This window comes from Amycolatopsis rubida, assembly GCF_900115345.1.
GTDB lineage: Bacteria > Actinomycetota > Actinomycetes > Mycobacteriales > Pseudonocardiaceae > Amycolatopsis > Amycolatopsis rubida.
In genome coordinates this window covers 210,651-226,763 of the sequence record NZ_FOWC01000002.1, presented here as the reverse complement: position 1 = coordinate 226,763, position 16,113 = coordinate 210,651, and the positions used below count along the sequence as shown (strand labels likewise).

The 16,113-nt window shown below is 69.9% G+C and carries 13 protein-coding genes; 2 read left to right on the top strand and 11 right to left on the bottom strand.

Annotation, left to right across the window (positions count from 1 at the left end; genetic code table 11):
• Positions 1–71: 71 nt before the first annotated feature.
• The 10 genes from BM362_RS09995 to BM362_RS09950 form a co-directional block, all read right to left on the bottom strand.
• Positions 72–443, bottom strand: a complete 372-nt coding sequence (locus tag BM362_RS09995) for a helix-turn-helix domain-containing protein (RefSeq protein WP_093572912.1) — start codon at positions 441–443, stop codon at positions 72–74.
• A 221-nt stretch (positions 444–664) separates the two neighbouring features.
• Positions 665–1,933, bottom strand: coding sequence for a sensor histidine kinase (locus tag BM362_RS09990; RefSeq protein ID WP_093572911.1), 1,269 nt, complete (start codon positions 1,931–1,933; stop codon positions 665–667).
• Positions 1,934–1,996: 63 nt separating this feature from the next.
• Entirely contained in the window at positions 1,997–3,097 is a 1,101-nt protein-coding gene (locus BM362_RS09985; RefSeq protein ID WP_093572910.1) for a methyltransferase, read from the bottom strand.
• Between the two features lie 174 nt (positions 3,098–3,271).
• Positions 3,272–4,390, bottom strand: coding sequence for a TFIIB-type zinc ribbon-containing protein (locus BM362_RS09980; protein WP_067580614.1), 1,119 nt, complete (start codon positions 4,388–4,390; stop codon positions 3,272–3,274).
• A 25-nt stretch (positions 4,391–4,415) separates the two neighbouring features.
• Positions 4,416–5,558, bottom strand: a complete 1,143-nt coding sequence (locus BM362_RS09975; protein ID WP_067580617.1) for an SPFH domain-containing protein — start codon at positions 5,556–5,558, stop codon at positions 4,416–4,418.
• A 155-nt stretch (positions 5,559–5,713) separates the two neighbouring features.
• Positions 5,714–6,427 (bottom strand): serine hydrolase domain-containing protein, encoded by a 714-nt coding sequence (locus tag BM362_RS09970; protein ID WP_208865160.1) that lies wholly within the window; start codon positions 6,425–6,427, stop codon positions 5,714–5,716.
• Positions 6,428–6,531: 104 nt separating this feature from the next.
• Positions 6,532–8,148 (bottom strand): ABC-F family ATP-binding cassette domain-containing protein, encoded by a 1,617-nt coding sequence (locus BM362_RS09965; RefSeq protein ID WP_093572909.1) that lies wholly within the window; start codon positions 8,146–8,148, stop codon positions 6,532–6,534.
• Positions 8,145–9,767 carry an ABC-F family ATP-binding cassette domain-containing protein gene (locus tag BM362_RS09960; protein ID WP_093572908.1) on the bottom strand — a complete coding sequence of 541 codons (1,623 nt, stop codon included), beginning with the start codon at positions 9,765–9,767 and terminating at the stop codon, positions 8,145–8,147. Before BM362_RS09960 ends, BM362_RS09965 begins: the two co-directional genes overlap by 4 nt.
• Positions 9,768–10,155: 388 nt before the next feature.
• Positions 10,156–10,584 (bottom strand): MarR family winged helix-turn-helix transcriptional regulator, encoded by a 429-nt coding sequence (locus tag BM362_RS09955; RefSeq protein WP_067580624.1) that lies wholly within the window; start codon positions 10,582–10,584, stop codon positions 10,156–10,158.
• Positions 10,585–10,593: 9 nt separating this feature from the next.
• Positions 10,594–12,060, bottom strand: a complete 1,467-nt coding sequence (locus BM362_RS09950; protein WP_093572907.1) for an FAD-dependent oxidoreductase — start codon at positions 12,058–12,060, stop codon at positions 10,594–10,596.
• 84 nt (positions 12,061–12,144) lie between these two features.
• On the opposite strand from BM362_RS09950, the gene BM362_RS48150 reads away from it, so the two are divergent.
• Positions 12,145–13,185 carry a TetR/AcrR family transcriptional regulator C-terminal ligand-binding domain-containing protein gene (locus BM362_RS48150; protein ID WP_208865159.1) on the top strand — a complete coding sequence of 347 codons (1,041 nt, stop codon included), beginning with the start codon at positions 12,145–12,147 and terminating at the stop codon, positions 13,183–13,185.
• A 555-nt stretch (positions 13,186–13,740) separates the two neighbouring features.
• On the opposite strand, the gene BM362_RS09940 is transcribed toward BM362_RS48150, so the two are convergent.
• Complete coding sequence (locus BM362_RS09940) at positions 13,741–14,310, bottom strand: YdcF family protein (RefSeq protein ID WP_232791621.1); 570 nt, start codon at positions 14,308–14,310, stop codon at positions 13,741–13,743.
• A 129-nt stretch (positions 14,311–14,439) separates the two neighbouring features.
• Between BM362_RS09940 and BM362_RS09935 the strand changes: the two genes are divergently transcribed.
• The gene (locus BM362_RS09935; RefSeq protein ID WP_093572906.1) at positions 14,440–16,086 is read left to right on the top strand and encodes a sigma-54-dependent Fis family transcriptional regulator; all 1,647 of its coding nucleotides are present in this window, start codon (positions 14,440–14,442) and stop codon (positions 16,084–16,086) included.
• Positions 16,087–16,113: the final 27 nt, after the last annotated feature.

Sequence of the window (16,113 nt, the reverse complement as noted above, 5' to 3'; positions counted from 1 at the left end):
ATCCTCTTTACCCGCTCCGGGTGATAAAAGAAATGGAAAGAGTCAGGAATCACCCACCCCCGATGGGATGATCAGTGACGTGGGGTGCCGGGCTTGCGCCGATCGAGAGCGTTCTGGCCGCCATGTGGGCGGATGGTCACTTTTTCCCGCAGCAGCAAGCGACGGATTGTGCCGTAGGACGCCTGATGCGCGTCCGCGATGCTCTGGATAGTGGAGCCGGATTCGTATTCCCGGACTATCCTCGGCACGTCGAGTTCCCGGCGCACGCCTTGGCGGATTTCCGGCAGTACCGCGCCTTCCTGCCGCAGGAGCCGGCCGGTCCAGCTCAGGGACAGCCCGTGGTCCCTGGCGATCTCGGTGATCGACGCGCCTGCCCGCCAGGATTCGAGCATCCGGCGATTCCGCTCGATCCGATGCGTGCGCGCCTCGTCCGGCGTGTCCATGCAAGCGCTCCCGCTGCTGGGCCTTGTCGTGTTCGACCCTCCATTATCGGCGTCGCGGAGCCGGAATGTGAACCTGCGAACGGGGTGCATGCGCGGGAGGTTCTTTGTCCGCAATTGGTGACACCATGCGGGCGAGCTGAATTGAATATTCAGTAAAACGAGCAGGCGACTCCGGAAAGCGCATCGAGTCCCTCGATGCGGGAGGAGAATCCGCAACCTGCTCAGTGCGGCACCCACAGCGTGACCCGGGTCCCGTTCCCCGGCGTCGATTCCACCTGCCCGATGCCCCCGACCTCGGCCAGCCGGGCTTCGATCGACTGCCGGATGCCGAACCCCGGCCCCCGTTCGCGCACGTCGAAGCCGCGGCCCTGGTCGCGCGCGACCACCGCCGTCCCGCCGTCGCGTTCCTCCACCCGGAGCACGACCCGGCTCGTCCCGGCGTGTTTCACCGTATTGCGCAGTGCTTCCCGCACCGCTTCGCACATCGCGGTGCGCCGGTCAGCGGAAAGGCGGTCGTCGTCGGCGAAGTCGGCGGCGACGAGCTGGGTGCGCAGACCTTCGCGGGCCATTTCGGCGGCGACGTCGGCCAGTTCGACCACGAAGCCGCGTCCCGTGCGCGGTTCGATCGGCTCGGTGATCCTCCGGCGGAGTTCGGCCGCCTCGGCGTGCGCGACCGAGCGCAGCTGGGCCAGCCGTTCGGCGGCGTGGTCGGCGTCGTCGGCCGGGGCGATCGCGAGCGCTTCCAGGGTCTGCAGCACGCTGTCGTGCAGCAGCCGCTGGGTGCGCCTGCGTTCGGCCTCCTGACCGCGGCGCAGGCCGATGTCGAGGGCGAAGCGGGTGCCGACGCCTAGCAGCACCAGGATTCCGCACGCCACCACGACCGACACCGCCAGCGCGACCAGGCAGCCGATCGACCGGTTGATCGCGAGCGGATTGTCCAGCCGCAGCCCGCCCGCCACGGTCAGCAGGACGCGTACCGGGACCGCCGCGGCGAGCAGCAGCAACGCCGCGGGCAGCCCGGACGTCCCGGCCCACATCGCGACCGAGCCGACGAGCCACGTCCAGGTGACGTCGATCGCGAATGGCTGGACCGCGTCCGGCGCGAGCACCGCGATCAGCAGGTTCAGCACGAGGCCCGCGCCGAGGTCCGCGGTGAGCACCCGCCGCGTGCGCCGCGCGGGCAGGCCGCCGGAGCGCAGCAGCCACCACAGGAACCCGGCGTTCGCCGCGACGCCCAGCGCGGCCGCGGGCAGCACCGGAACCAGTCCGGCACCGCCGTTGGCCGCGGCGAACCCGATGAACACCTTCACGAACGCGGCGATCCGGTAGGCGATGGGCACGACGACCCAGTACCGCGCGGCGCGGGCGAGCGTCGCGTCGCCGACCGCGCCGAGGTCCTCCCCGGCGTCCGGCCGTTCCGGCGGGCTGCCGCGATGCAGCAGCTTCCGCACGAATTCCCGGCGTGGTACGGCAAACCCCGGTACGGGCATCGTCCCTCCCCGTGTCTTCGGCGAGGATATTCGATTGGTGCAGTCCAGCGTGGAAACGCCGGGTCACGCTCTGGACATGGTTAACCGCCAGAGGGCCGTCCGCTCCCGGGAACGCTGTGCGTGCAACGGATCGGCACTGTCGGTGGCGCGTCGGTGCCTTGGCGTGGTTTCGCGACGTCCCGCGACCGTGAGACCGGCCGCGGAGATCCGGTCGAGCAGTTCGGCGCGGGTCCGCAGGCCGAGGTGTTCGGCGAGGTCCGACAGGATCAGCCAGCCTTCGCCGTGCGGCGTCAGATGCCCGGGCAGGCCGTCGAGGAAGCGGTTCAGCATGGCGGACGAGGCGTCGTAGATCCCGAGTTCCAGTGCCGACGCCGGGTTTCCGGGCAGCCAGGGCGGATTGCAGACGACCAGATCGGCCCGCTGTTCGGCGGGCCAGAGGTCGGTTTCGAGGACCCGGACCCGATCGGACAGGCCGAGTCGCCGCAGGTTGTCCCGTGCGCAGCGAACGGCGCGCGGGTTGAGGTCGGTCGCCAGCACTTCGGCGGCACCGCGCCGGGCGAGGATGGCGGCGAGCACGCCGGTACCGGTGCCGATATCGAAAACGACCGGAGAACCGTTGCCTGGTAATGGCTCCTGTGCGACGAGGTCGAGGTATTCGCTGCGGGTCGGCGCGAACACGCTGTACGCCGGATAAAGCCGAGCGCCCAAAGCCTTGATAGCTATGCCTTTCTGGTGCCATTGATATGCGCTCAGGGCGCCGAGCAGCTCACGCAACGAGAGCAGCGTGCCGGGCAAACCGCCGAACGCGTGCTCGCAGGCGGCTTGGATGTCCGGGGCTCGGCGGAGCTGAAGCGAATGGTCGCCGTCCACCACGACCAGGACTTTTCCGAGCAGCGTCGCACGTTCCGCACGAGCGGAGCGCACTTTGGCGAAAGATCCCGAAGGTCGCGGGAGCCGGCGGTCCATGGCGCGCACGAGCTGTCGCGCGTGGGGGAAATCGCCGCGCCACAGCATTCCGGTGCCCGCGCGGGCGAAGCGCAGTGCGGCGGCAGCGGTCAGCCGGTCATCGACGACGACAATGCGGCCCGGCGGCGGAGTTCCGTTTTCGGAATGCCAGCGGGCAGTGTGGGTGGTTCCGTTTTCGGTCCACGTGACGGTGGACATGAATGCTCCCGGGAAGGGTCGAAGGGCCAGGCAGCCGTCGACGCTTCGCGGAGAGCAGGCGAGGATTCCCGCCGATCAAGACAGCGGCGAACCCGCGTGCTCCCGCGAAACGCGGGAGCGGCGGTCGCCGAGAACCATGCCCATGAGCACGGCACATCACATCCTTCGCGAAACTCAGTGGTGGGTCGTTCCGGTGCTGTGGCCCTTGGTCGCGATGAGGTAGACGATCACCGCGATCACGATCAGCGCCAGCACTGCCGCGACGGCGATCTTGACCTTGCTCCACGGACGCTGGCCGTGGATCTCGCCGGTGCGGCCGTTGACGAGGATCTGCCAGTTCTTCCCGGCATACACGTAGGTCGCGACCCACACCGGCAGCAGCATCAGCTTGAAGGTGACGTTGTTGTGCTGCGTGTCGACCGAATTCAGCCGCTGCGTGTCGCCGCCGATGTCGTACTTGCAGTCGTCGGCGATGACCGGGGCCATCCGGTTCTTCGCCTCTTCGAAGCCGTTCTCCGGTTCGACGTCGTACCGCAGCGCGAAGTGCCCGGAGAGGTACTGCGGCTGGTACGGCGCGGAATCGAGCAGCGGCCACGGCGCGAGCTTGTCCAGCTCCGGCAACGGCAGCTGGGTGCTCGCCGGCACCAGGACGTCGTCGAAGTTCCGCGCGACCTGCCCGCGCGCCGGATACCAGCGGGTATGGCGCACTTGGCGCGTCTTGCGCTCGCCGTTGTCGTAGTAGGTCTCGGTAACGTAGTAGTACTCGCCGCGCGCACCGGTGTACACCGACACGGTCTGCGAGTCATACGTCCAGTGCGGGATGTACGTGCTTTTCGTGGACTCCGCCGTGGTGACCTTCTTCAGCGCGGTCGGTGCGAACCAGCGCGAAGAGGTCCACTTCTTCAGATGCGTGCTCACGGCGGGACGGTCGAACGCGAACGGCAGCACGCCTTCGGGCACCAGCTGCCCGGACGCGCCCGGGTCGATCACCAGCGGCGCGCCGCAGAACTGGCACATGCTGGCGGTCTCGTTCGTCTCCGTCCTCGCCGCGCACCGCTGGCACACGAAGACGTACTTGCCGATCGACCCCACCGGCTTGCGCGCGAGGTTCGCCAGCTCCGCGAACGGGATCTCGCGGATCTGCCGCTCCCCGGCGGCGATCTCCTGCCGGAACCCGCAGTACGGGCACTGCATGGCCGTCGTGCCCGGCGCGAACTCCAGCCGTGCGCCGCACCCGCCGCACGGATAAGTCGTGTTGGCCACGCCTTCCTGCTGGAAGCGCGGGTCAGTCATGGGTCCCCCAGAAGGTTGACGCGGCTCAGGACGGCGGCAGCGGCGGCGGGGCCGCGCCGAACAGCGCCGCGACCTCCGGCACCTGCGCGGCCGGGGTCCACTGCGCCATGCCCGCCTTCCACACCAGAGTGTCCTGCGCGAGCGTGCCCGAGGAGATCTGCTGGCCGAGGCCCGCGCGGTCGAACGGGCCGAGCTGCTGGCCGTTCGCGCCGATGAACCACTGCTCGCTCTGCGGCAGCGGCGGCGGCATCTGCGGCGGGGCCTGCTGCTGGTACTGCGGCTGCGGCGGGGCCTGCTGGTACTGCTGCGGGGCGGGCTGCTGCTGCGGTCCGGCCGCGCGCTGGCCGAGCGCCATGCCGAGGCCGATGCCCAGCCCCTCGCCCGCGCCGCCCTGGTTGCCCGCGGCCGCCTCGATCGCGTTCGCGGACTGGAACTTAGTGTACTGGTCGAGGTCGCCGACCACGCCCATCTGGGTCCGCTTGTCCATCGCGGCCTCGACCTCGGGCGGAACCGAGATGTTCTCGATCATGAACTTCGAGATCTCGATGCCGACCTCGCGCAGTTCGAGGTTCAGCGCGTTCGCGATCTTGCCCGCGATCTGGTCCTGCTGGGTGACCAGGTCGAGCATCGGCACCTGGGCCGCCGCGATCGCGGGCCCGAGCTTGCTGATGACCATGCTGCGCAGGTAGTCCGACACCTCTTCGGTGCGGAACTGCGGATCGGTGCCCGCCAGTTCCTTCAGCAGCGCGACCGGCTCGACCACGCGGACCGCGTAGCCGCCGAACGCGCGCAGCCGGACCATGCCGAACTCCGCGTCGCGCAGGATGACCGGGTTCTGCGTGCCCCACTTGAGGTCGGTGAACTGCCGGGTGTTGACGAAGTACACCTCGGCCTTGAACGGCGAGTTGAAGCCGTACTTCCAGCCCTTGAGGGTGGACATGATCGGCATGTTCTGCGTCTGCAGCGTGTACATGCCGGGCGGATAGGCGTCGGCGACCTGGCCCTCGTTGACGAACACCGCGGCCTGCGATTCGCGGACGGTGAGCTTGGCGCCCATCTTGATCTCGTTGTCGTAGCGCGGGAAGCGCCACACGATGGTGTCCCGGCTGTCGTCGGTCCACTCGATGATGTCGATGAACTCGCCGCGGATCTTGTCGAAGATGCCCACGTCTGACCCCTCGTCGCGTTGCCTCGTGCCCGCGGGCCACAGTACAGTGCGCGGCTCGCGCCGGATCACTCCGGCGTGGCCGTCGCCGGCCAAAAGTCCTGCATGTGCGGTACGCCACCGGGTGAGCAGGATCGCCACCGAACTCCTCGCCGGCGTCAGGCAAGCGCTGGTTCCGGTGCCGCCGGCCCAGCCGTAGCGGCCCGGGACCTGCCACGATCGCGCCGCCGGAGCCCAGGCCCTGGCCTTCGAGGAAGACCGGGCTGGCCGCGAGCAGCTCGCGGCTGGTTTTCTGCCGAGCGGTAGTAGCGAGCGAACCGGTCGCGTTGGGCGGCGGGGACCCCGGACGCGCGGGCGATCAGGATGCCTTGCAGGTCGGCGCAGGTGTCATACAGCCAGGACTCGCCGGGCTGGTGCGGCAGCGGGATGCGGGCCAGCCGGGCGAGCCACCCGCCGGGTTCCGGGCGCAGCCGGGCCTCGCGGCCGCCGGTCTGCACCGTGAACAGCTCCTGGAGCTGCGGAAGGGAGAAGTCCGAGGGGAAGCCGTAACCGGCGCGGAAGGTCAGCAGGTCGCGGACGGTGATCGGCCGTGCGGCGGGCACGTCGTCGTCGACCGGGCTCCGCGGCGTCCGCACGACCATCGGGGCGGCCAGTTCGGCGATCGGAGCGTCCAGGCCGAACCGGCCGTCCTCGACCAGCATCAGCACGGCCGCCGCGGTGATCGGCTTGGTGCTGGAGACGGGCTGGAAGACGGAGTCGCGGGCCATCGGCGCGGTGCTCCCGACGTCGAGCTGTCCGATCGCGGTGACCTGGACGTCGTCGCGGTGAGCGACAAGGGGCCACCGCGCCCGGGATGAATCCGGAACCGACATGGCGGCGCGGGACCTCGTGCCGCATCGATCGTTCCCTTCGCGGCGGATGTTCCGCGGGGGTGGTCGTTGCCGGAGCCTTCCGCCGGACATCCGCCCGGCGCGGATCACTCGCATGGAGTAGCACGGTGGCCGGGTCCGATGTGGAGGACTTGCCCGGTCCAGTTTTCGCGCAGCCGCCGGTCGTGCGTGGCGGCCACGATCGCGCCCGGGCTGGCGCCGAGGGCGTCCTCCAGTTCGTCGCACAGGGTGGGGGAAAGGTGGTTGGTCGGCTCGTCGAGCAGCAGCAGGTGCGGCGGGTCGGCGATGAGCAGTGCGAGCGCGAGGCGGCGGCGTTGTCCGACGGACAGTTCGCCGACCGGTCGGGAAGCTTCGCGATTTGTCAGCAGCCCCAACGAGTTCAGCGGTACCGCCGCGACGCGTTCTGGACCCAGCTTCGCGAGGTAGGTGGCGCGCGCGGTCCGTTGTGGCCGGACGAAAGCGGTGTCCTGGCTGAGGATTCCGGTGGTTGTGCCAGGGTGGCGGGTGACGCCCGCCGCGTCGAGTTCTCCGGAGAGGAGGAGAAGCAGCGTTGACTTGCCCGCGCCGTTCGGGCCGGTGACCAGCAGCCGGGTGTTCGGCCGGATCTCCAGGCGGTCCAGGGAAAGCCTCTCCGGAAGGCGCACATTGTCCAGCGTGGCAAGGGTTTCCCGCGGGTTTTCGACCGCCAGTGCTCGCGGGCGGAACCGCAGCGGCGGCGGTGGCGCGGGAAGCTGGGCGCGTTCCCGCTCGTCCAGCCGTCGAGCGGTGGCCCGGGCCCGGCGCGAGATCTGGTTCTGCACCCGGCCGGACCTGCGGCCGAGGCCCATTTTCTCGTTGTCCGGCGCGAGCCGGCCGGGCGCGACCCGATGCGTGGTGACGCCGAGCGCGTCGCGCAGTTCCTCCAGTTCTTCCTGCTCCTCAAGGTACTGCCGTTCCCAGCGCTCGCGTTCGGCGCGTTTCCAGCTGAGGTACTCGGTGTAGGTGCCGCCGTGGCGTACCGGGCCGTCCGGAGCCGGGTCGAGGTCGAGGATGTCGGTGCACGCCGCGTCGAGGAACGCCCGGTCGTGACTGGCGAACACCACGGCGCCGGGCAGTTCGCGCAGTTGCGCTTCGAGGAACGCGGCGGCTTCGGCGTCGAGGTGGTTGGTGGGTTCGTCGAGCAGCACCGCAGACGGACGGCGTACCAGCAGGTCCGCCAGCGCGAGCCGGCCGCGCTGACCACCGGAAAGCGAGCCGAGCGTGCGCTCCCGCTCGATCTCGGCGAGCCCGAGCCCGGTGAGCACGATCTCCGCGCGCCGGTCCGCGTCCCACGCCTCGTGTTGTTGTGCCAGGTCGAGCAATTCGGCGTACTCGGTCAGGAGCGCGGCCTCTTCGGGCGCCTCGGCGAGCAGCGCCGCGACCCGATCGAGCTCGGCCAGCGCTTCGCGGGCCGCGGCGAGGGCTTGATCGAGGACGCCGGCGACCGTCTCGGCCGGATCGAACGGCATCTCCTGGTGCAGGAAGCCAAGATCCGGCGGCCGCTCGACCTCGCCGCGATCCGGCGCGTCCACCCCCGCGAGCACTCGCAACAGCGTCGTTTTCCCGGTGCCGTTCTCGCCGATCACCCCGATCCGGCGGCCGGGGGCGGCGGTGACCGACACTCCGTCGAGCACGCGCCGTTCCCCGAGCACCCGCACGATCTCGTGCGCGCGCAGGACGGTCATTCCGTGCTCCCGGCCGTTTCCCGGAGCTGCCCGTTCTCCAGCCGCAGCCAGCGGTCGACGCCGATCTCGGCCAGGAACCGCTCGTCGTGGCTGACCACCACGAACGCGCCCTGGTAGGCGTTGAGCGCGCTTTCCAGCTGGCCGGCGCTGACCAGGTCGAGGTTGTTCGTCGGTTCGTCGAGCAGCAGCAGCTGCGGGGCGGGCTCGGCGAACAGGACGCACGCGAGCGTCGCGCGCAGCCGTTCCCCGCCGGACAGCACCCCGACCGGCAGATGCGCCCGCGCGCCGCGGAACAGGAAGCGTGCCAACAGATTCATCCGGTCCGCGGGCAGCATTTCCGGCGCGGCGTCAGCGAGATTCTCCGCGACTGTCCGTTCGGCATCCAGCAAATCAAGCCGCTGCGACAGATACGCAATGCGCCCGTCCACCCGGCTGATCTCGCCCGCGTCCGGGGCGAGGCCGCCGTGCGTCAGCCGCAGCAACGTCGACTTGCCCGCGCCGTTCGGCCCGGTAAGCGCAATTCTTTCCGGACCCCGGACAGACAGGTCCGCACCCTCGCCCGCGAACAGCCCGCGCACTCGGAGATGCTTGCCGTCAAACAACGTCCGCCCAGCCGGAACCGCCGTTTTCGGCAGCTCCAGACTGATCTTCTGATCCTCCCGCAACGACCGTTCGGCCTGGTCGAGCTTGGCCTTCGCCGCACTGACCCGCGCCGAATGCGTACCGTCCGCCTTCGCCGCGGACTCCTGCGCGTTGCGCTTCATCGTGCCCGCGAAAATCTTCGGCAGACCAGCGCTGGACAGAGTGCGCTTCGCGTTGCTCGCCCGTTTGTCCGCGCGTTCCCGGGCTTGCTGCATTTCGCGCTTCTCGCGTTTGACCTCGTGCTCGGCGTTGCGGATGTTCTTTTCCGCGACCTCGCGTTCGGCCCGCACGGCTTGTTCGTATTCAGTGAAATTGCCGCCGTAGAACCGGATTTCGTCCGCGCCGAGCTCGGCGATCCGGTCCATCCGGTCGAGCAGCGCACGGTCGTGGCTCACCACGAGCAGGCAGCCGGACCAGTCGGAAAGCAGGTCGTAAAGCTGCTGGCGGGCGGCGTGATCGAGGTTGTTGGTGGGTTCGTCGAGCAGCAGGACGTCCGGGCTGCGCAGCAGTTGCGCGGCGAGGCCGAGCGAGACGACCTGTCCGCCGCTGAGCGTGCCGAGCAGCCGGTCGAGGGCGAGATCGCCAAGCCCGAGCCGGTCCAGCTGCGCCCGGGTGCGGTCCTCGATGTCCCAGTCCGCGCCGATGGCGGTGAAGTGCTCCTCGGCCGCGTCGCCTCCCTCGACGGCCGTGATGGCCTTGAGGATCGCGTCGATGCCCAGCACCTCAGCGACCGTGCGATCCGCGGTGAGCGGCAGGTCCTGCGGGAGATACCCGAGCACCCCGTCGGCGGTGACGCTGCCCGCGGCCGGTGTGAGCTGCCCGGCGATGAGCTTCAGGAGAGTGGACTTCCCGGCCCCGTTGGGCGCGACGAGCCCGGTGCGGCCTGCCGGGAAGGTGGCGGAGAGCTGGTCGAAGACGAGGGTGTCGTCGGGCCAGGAGAAGGAGATCCCGGACAGGACGATACGAAGATCGGACATGGTGCGGCCTCGCGGTGGATCGGCAGGGCGGTGTCCCCGCTGGTGGTGGTGTGGACGACTGAGGTGGGGCCGTTCGCGATCCGCTGCCCGGCTTGTGCCTGGGCTTCACCCGATCGGCGCGCCCGCCTTCGATCGAGAGTGCCTCGCAGCCCGTGGGTCCGGGGGCGTACATCGCCTGACCAGCACGGGAACCTCCACGCGCGGCCTGGGACCGCGCGAGGGATCAGCGAGGGGCCGGTGCCGTGACGGCCCGTGCCCCGGGCTCACCCGGAGATGTCGTCTTCACCTGCCACGATAGGAGTCCTCTTGATCGAGTCTGCTGTCCGTCGGCCAGGATACCAGGAAGCGGAGGATGCGCATCCGAGTTCCACAGTGGACGGACAGCGGTTCAGAACGTCTGCCCCAACCGCTCCAGCAACGGTGCCGCCTCCTTCAGCACCGCCAGCTCCTCCGGCGAAAACCCCGAGCTGAGCGAAGCCGCGAACTGGCGCATCCGGGCATCGCGGCGGGCCCGCAGCACCTCGCTGCCCTCGGGGGTCAGCGAGACGATCATCTGCCGTCCGTCGGCGGGGTCGGCGTCGCGGGTGACGAAGCCGCGGACGGACAGGCCGCTGATGGTCGTGCTCATCGCTTGCGGGGTGATTTGCTCGGCGCGGGCCAGCGCGGCGGTGGTGGCCGGGCCGTCGCGGTCGAGGCGGGACAGGGCTGAGCGTTCCGGCAGGGACAGTTCGGCCGCGACCTGGCTTTGGCGCAGCCTGCGGGCGATCAGGCTGACCGCGCCGTACAGCGTGGCGGCCAGTTCGTCGGGGGCGGACATGGGAAGAGGCTAGAGCAGGTACTCCTTGACGGCGGAGAAGTCGCCCGCGTCGGAGATCAGCCCGACGTAGCCGTCGGGGCGGAGCAGGACCAGGGTGCGGTCGGCCGGGGAGTACGCGCGGGCCAGATGGCCGGCGGAATCGGCGATCTCGTCGTCGGCGGCGGGCTCGGGAACGACGTGGAAGGTGCGGACCGGGGAGTCGAATCGGGGACCGAAGTTCAGCAGCGTGAAGCGGCCGCCGCGGGTGAGGTCGAACAGGCGGCAGTTGCCGGTGGCGGTGGTGAGGCCGGGGGCGTCGGGGGCGCGGTCGCCTGCTCGGAGCTGCGCGGACTCGCTGCGGTCGTCGCGGGCCAGTGCGGAGCCGCGGTAGTTGACGCTGAGCTGGGTCGTGTCCCGGTCGCTGCGAATCGGGATGCTCTTCTGCTCGGCGGCTTCGGCCAGCCGCGCGGTCGACAGCCGCAGCACGCCGGCGGCGACCGGGCGGCGTTCGGACTCGTAGGTGTCCAGCAGCTCCGGTACCCCGGCGGCGAGTTTCCAGCCCAGGTTGTGCGCGTCCTGGATGCCGGTGTTCATGCCCTGGCCGCCGGCGGGGGAGTGCACGTGCGCGGCGTCGCCGGCGAGGAAGACGCGGCCCTCGCGGTATCGGTCGGCCAAGCGGGTGTTGGAGCGCCACAGGGACGTCCATTCCGGCTCGTGCAGGCGGACGTCGGCGCGGCCGCTTCGCCGGTCGAAGATCGTTTGCAGGGTGGCGAGGTCGAGGCCGGTTTCGCCGAGGATGGGCGCCTGGTACTGGAACAGGTCGGTGGAGGGCAGCGGGCAGAGGCTGACGAAGCCCTCGGCGCAGCGCCACATGTGCCAGGCGTCGCGGTCGAGGCCGTCGACGGCCAGGTCGGCGACAATCATCCGGATCCGTTCGTCGGTCTCGCCTTCGAAGGCGATTCCGGCTTGTTTGCGGACGACACCGCGGCCGCCGTCGCAGCCGGCCAGCCACTCCGCGCGGACGGTTTCGGTCTGGTCGCCGGTGCGCAGCACTGCCGTCACCGCGTCGGCGGACTGGTCGAAACTTTCGAGCGCGGTGCCGAACTCGACCGTGCCGCCGAGTTCGGCCAGCCGCAGGCCGAGGGTTTCTTCGACCCGCCATTGCGGCGTGATGACCGATGCGGGGTAAGGAACATCGGGTCGTTCCTCGTAGGTCGGGCTGCCGCTCGTCTGGCCTTCGGGGCCGGTCAGCAGGATCGGCATCGCCGACCGGCCGTTGGCGAGGATGCGGTCGATGACGCCGAGGTCGTCGAACACCTCTAGGCTGCGCGGCTGCAGCCCCTTGCCGCGCGAGCCCGGGCGGAGGCCGGGGGACGCTTCGACCAGCCGGAACGCGACGCCGCGCCGGGCGAGTTCGCAGGCCAGCGTCAGCCCGGTCGGGCCCGCACCGACGATCAGAACCGGCAATTCCGGCGCGGACAGGTTTGCGTTCGGCATTTCAACCCCCTGGCTCCGAAGAACTCCTGATCGCCAGGATAGGGAAACTTGCTAAGAAAGGCAAACCTTTCTATTGTGAGTTGAGTGGCCCCTGAAACCGCCCGCCGCCGGCATGGCGAGCAGCTGGAATCCGCGTTGCTGGCCGCCGGATGGGACGAACTGGTCGAAGCCGGTTACGCGCGGCTGACCATGGAATCGGTCGCCGTCCGGGCCCGCACGAGCGAGGCCGTGCTCTATCGGCGGTGGGCCAACAAGGACGAACTCGTGCTGGCCGCGATGCGGCGGCACCGCGACGTCAACCCGATCGCCGTCCCGGACACCGGAAGTTTGCGCGGTGATCTGCTCGCGTACCTGACCTCGACGAGCGAAGCACTGGCCGGATTCTTCGCCATGGCGGCCGCCGCGGCTTTCTCCGGGCTGTCGTTCGGCGCCGCCGCCACCCCCGGCGAAGTCCGCGACCGGATCATCGGCGACCGGCTGCTCCCGCAAGGGTCGATCTACCAGCGCGCGCACGACCGGGGCGAGATCGACCTGGCGCACCTCTCCGGCACGGTGCTCGAACTGCCGTTCCAGCTGGTGCGCCACGACTTGCTGCTGGATCTCGCGCCGCTGCGGCCCGCTCGGATCCGGTCGATCGTCGACGAGCTTTTCCTGCCGCTGGTCCAGCCTCAAGGGCCAGTTAAGTACTTAACTGGCTGCGGGAAAAATCAGCCGCGGCCGACCTCCGGCGACCTTTTCCGGTCGATTCGCTGGGCGCAGCACAAGCGGATCGAGGAATGGAGCCGTACGCGCGAGCTCACCTTCGAACAGGCCACGGTGCTCGGCTACCTGGAGCGGCGGCCTGGCGTCATCCAGCGAGACGTCGCGGAGATGAGTCACACGACGCCCGCGAACGTCTCCCTGCTGCTGAAGGGGCTCGAACGCCGCGGTCTGGTCGAGCGCCGCACGGAGGGCGGGCGCAAGCGCGTCTACGCCACTCCGGCCGGGAGCAACCTGGTCGCGGGGCTCGACGAGGTGCTGGCCGAGGCTGACGAGATGGTCTTCGCCCCGCTAGACCGGGACGAGCGGGCCGGGCTGGAAGCGTTGGTGGCCAAGATCAACGCGCACCTGCCCGGGGGCTCGTGAGTGACGATGCCGGCATCGCCACTCACGAGCCCGGAACGCGTGCCCGCCGACGGGGTGAGGTCTGTGCTGCGGCTGCGGCTCGCTCGCGCTGCTCGCCATGCCTTTGCGCGGCAAAGTGCCTTCGGCCCGAGGCGCGTGCTCGCGATGCGTGCGATGTCTCGGCCGCAGGCATGCCCGGCGCTGCGAGATGTCTCCGGCTCGCACTCGGCCGCAGCGCTCGCGAGCACGGTGTGTGGCGAGATCTCTCCGGGTCGTGATCGCTCGCGGTGCCAGCGCCCCGCAGGACGCCCGTCGATGCACGCTCGCGGTGCCGACACACCGCAGGACGCCCGTCCACGCACGCTCGCGCGCAGGACGCCCGTCGATGCACGCTCGCGATGCCGACACACCGCAAGACGCCCGTCCACGGCACGCTCACGGTGCCAGTGCACGGCAAAACGCCCGTCCACGCACGCTCGCGATGTCAACGCGCCGCGAGACGCCTTCGACCCGCGTCCGCCAGTTCTCGGTGCTAGCGGCTCCGCAACCCCAGGCGCACCGCCAGGCACCCCCGGCTTACCTCCGCAGCCGCCGCAGGTTCCGTTTCCCCATCACCGCCAGCACCGGCTTCAGCGCCAGCCACTCCCCGAACCGGTAGTCGCGCGCGGGCACCAGCCGCTCCGCCAAGTCCGGCCGGTGCCGTCGCAGGTAATGCCGCGCTTTTTCCGCGTGCAAGGAATTCGAGACGATCTTGATCCGGTCCGCGTCCTCGATCAACGGCACCGCGTGGAGCACGTTCTCCCACGTCGACCGGCTCTCGGTTTCGAGCACGAGCGGCCCGCGGCAGCCGTACTCCCGCGCGTATCGTGCCATCAGCGCGGCCTCCGTCTCCGCGCCGCCGACGGCTCCGCCGCACAGCACCAGTCGCGACGGTCCGGGCGCCTGCGAGCGTACTGCCGCTCGCACTCGCCAGCGATTGACGAAATTGGCCCGCGACCCGCCGTTGCGGTAACCGAGCACGACCACCGCCTCGCCGGTGCCCGACGTCCCGGGGCGGCCGCCCATCCCGCGGCGTGAGGCGCGCCAGTGCTCCCATTCGGCCCAGCCGAACAACACGACGAAAAACAGCAGAAAACGGCGCGGCACGCACCCGACCCTACCATTGTCCACAAAGGACAGACCAGGTCACGGAAAGAAGCACGTCTGGAACTTGTCGATCCGCGAAGGTACTGTCACACGAACCGCTACGTCGCCGTCCGGTAGTCGGGAGGAGCAGTGTCGCTCGGAGGGATACCGTCGCAGGGCTCCGCTGTCCTGCGGCCGCCGATCGCCGATTCGTGGCGCCGGTCCCAGCTGTTCGGCGTGGTGCCGGAGCTGGACCGGGCCGCGATTTCGATCGGTGACGTCGATCCGCGCAGCAGGCTGATGACCGCCGCCCGTCCGGTGCTGGACCAGCTCGTCGAGCAGCTGACCGGCACCCGGTTCTCCATCCTGCTCGCCGACCGCGACTGCCGTCTCGTCTTCCGCTGGTTCGGCGATCGCGGGATGCAGCACCGGCTGGAGGAGCTCGGCGTGCTGCACGGTTCGCAGCTCAGCGAGGGCCGCGTCGGCACGAACGCGCTGGGCACGCCGCACGAATCTCGCCAGGCGGTGGAAATCCACGGCCAGGAGCACTACGCCGACGCGTTGAAGCGGTTCAGCTGCTACGGCCATCCGATCCGGCATCCGCTCACCGGGCGGATCGAAGGCGTCCTCGACATCACCGGCGAAAGCGACAGCGGCAATCCGCTGTTCGGGCCGCTGGTGAAACGCGTCGTCGGCGACATCGAACAGCTCGTGCTGGAGAGCGCCCGCGCCTGCGAACGGCGGCTGTTCCTGGCGTTCCAGCAGGCCACGCACCATCGCAGCATGCCGGTCGCGGTGCTCGGCGGCGATCTGGTGTTCGCCAACGAAACCTGTATCGAACAGCTTCGCCCCGCCGATCCGACCCTGTTGCGCACGTTGCTGCCGCAAGTGCCGGAACGCGGAGTATTCGACACTCGCCTCGATGTGGGTGACGGAATCAGCCTTTCGGTCGTAGCCGAGCGGGTCGAGGGTTCGGCAGACGGTGCCGTCTTCCGCATCGCGAAGAGCCAGAGCAGCAGCCGGAAACCGGCCCCCGCAGCGGCAAAAACCGCACGCTCGGTCCTCATCACAGGCGAATCCGGCACCGGCCGCACCACCGAAGCCCGCGCGCGGGCCGGCGTGGACGATCCGGTCGTCCTGCACTCCGCCGCCGCACTGCGCGAGGAACCGCGAGCCTGGGCGGCAAGATTCGCTGACCTGGTCGCGCAGCCGCGCACCGCCGTCGTCCTGGACGACGTTCACCTGCTCCCGGAGAGCCTGCTCCCGTTGGTCGGCGAGGCGCTCGACAGCCCGGAATCGGCCCGGTTGCTGCTCACTTCCGTCCCATCGGCCGCAATGTCCCCAGCCGTCGCGGCGATCGCCGCGAGATGTGCGGAAACCGTCACCCTGGCCCCGCTGCGCGAACGCCTCGACGACCTGCCCGCGATCGCCGTGGCGATGCTCCGCGACGAGTATCCGGACCGGAAACCGCATTTCACCGGTACCGCGCTGGCCGCGCTGCGGACGCATCCGTGGCCGGGCAACCTGCACGAACTGCGCGCGGTGATGCGCGAAGTGTCGCGCCTTCCGTACACGGGGGTGATCGACCTCGCCCAGCTGCCGCCCGCGTATCGCGGCAGCTCGCGCACGAGGCAGCTCGGCGGCCGCGAACTCGCCGAACGGAACGCGATCGTCACGGCGTTGCGCGCCAGCGAAGGCAACAAGCTGCGCGCGGCCCGCGAACTCGGCATCAGCCGCACCACGCTCTACCGCCGCATGCAGGCGCTGGGCGTGACCGACGACTGTCCACTTCTGTAACACTTCGCCCCCGGTCCGCCGGGTGAC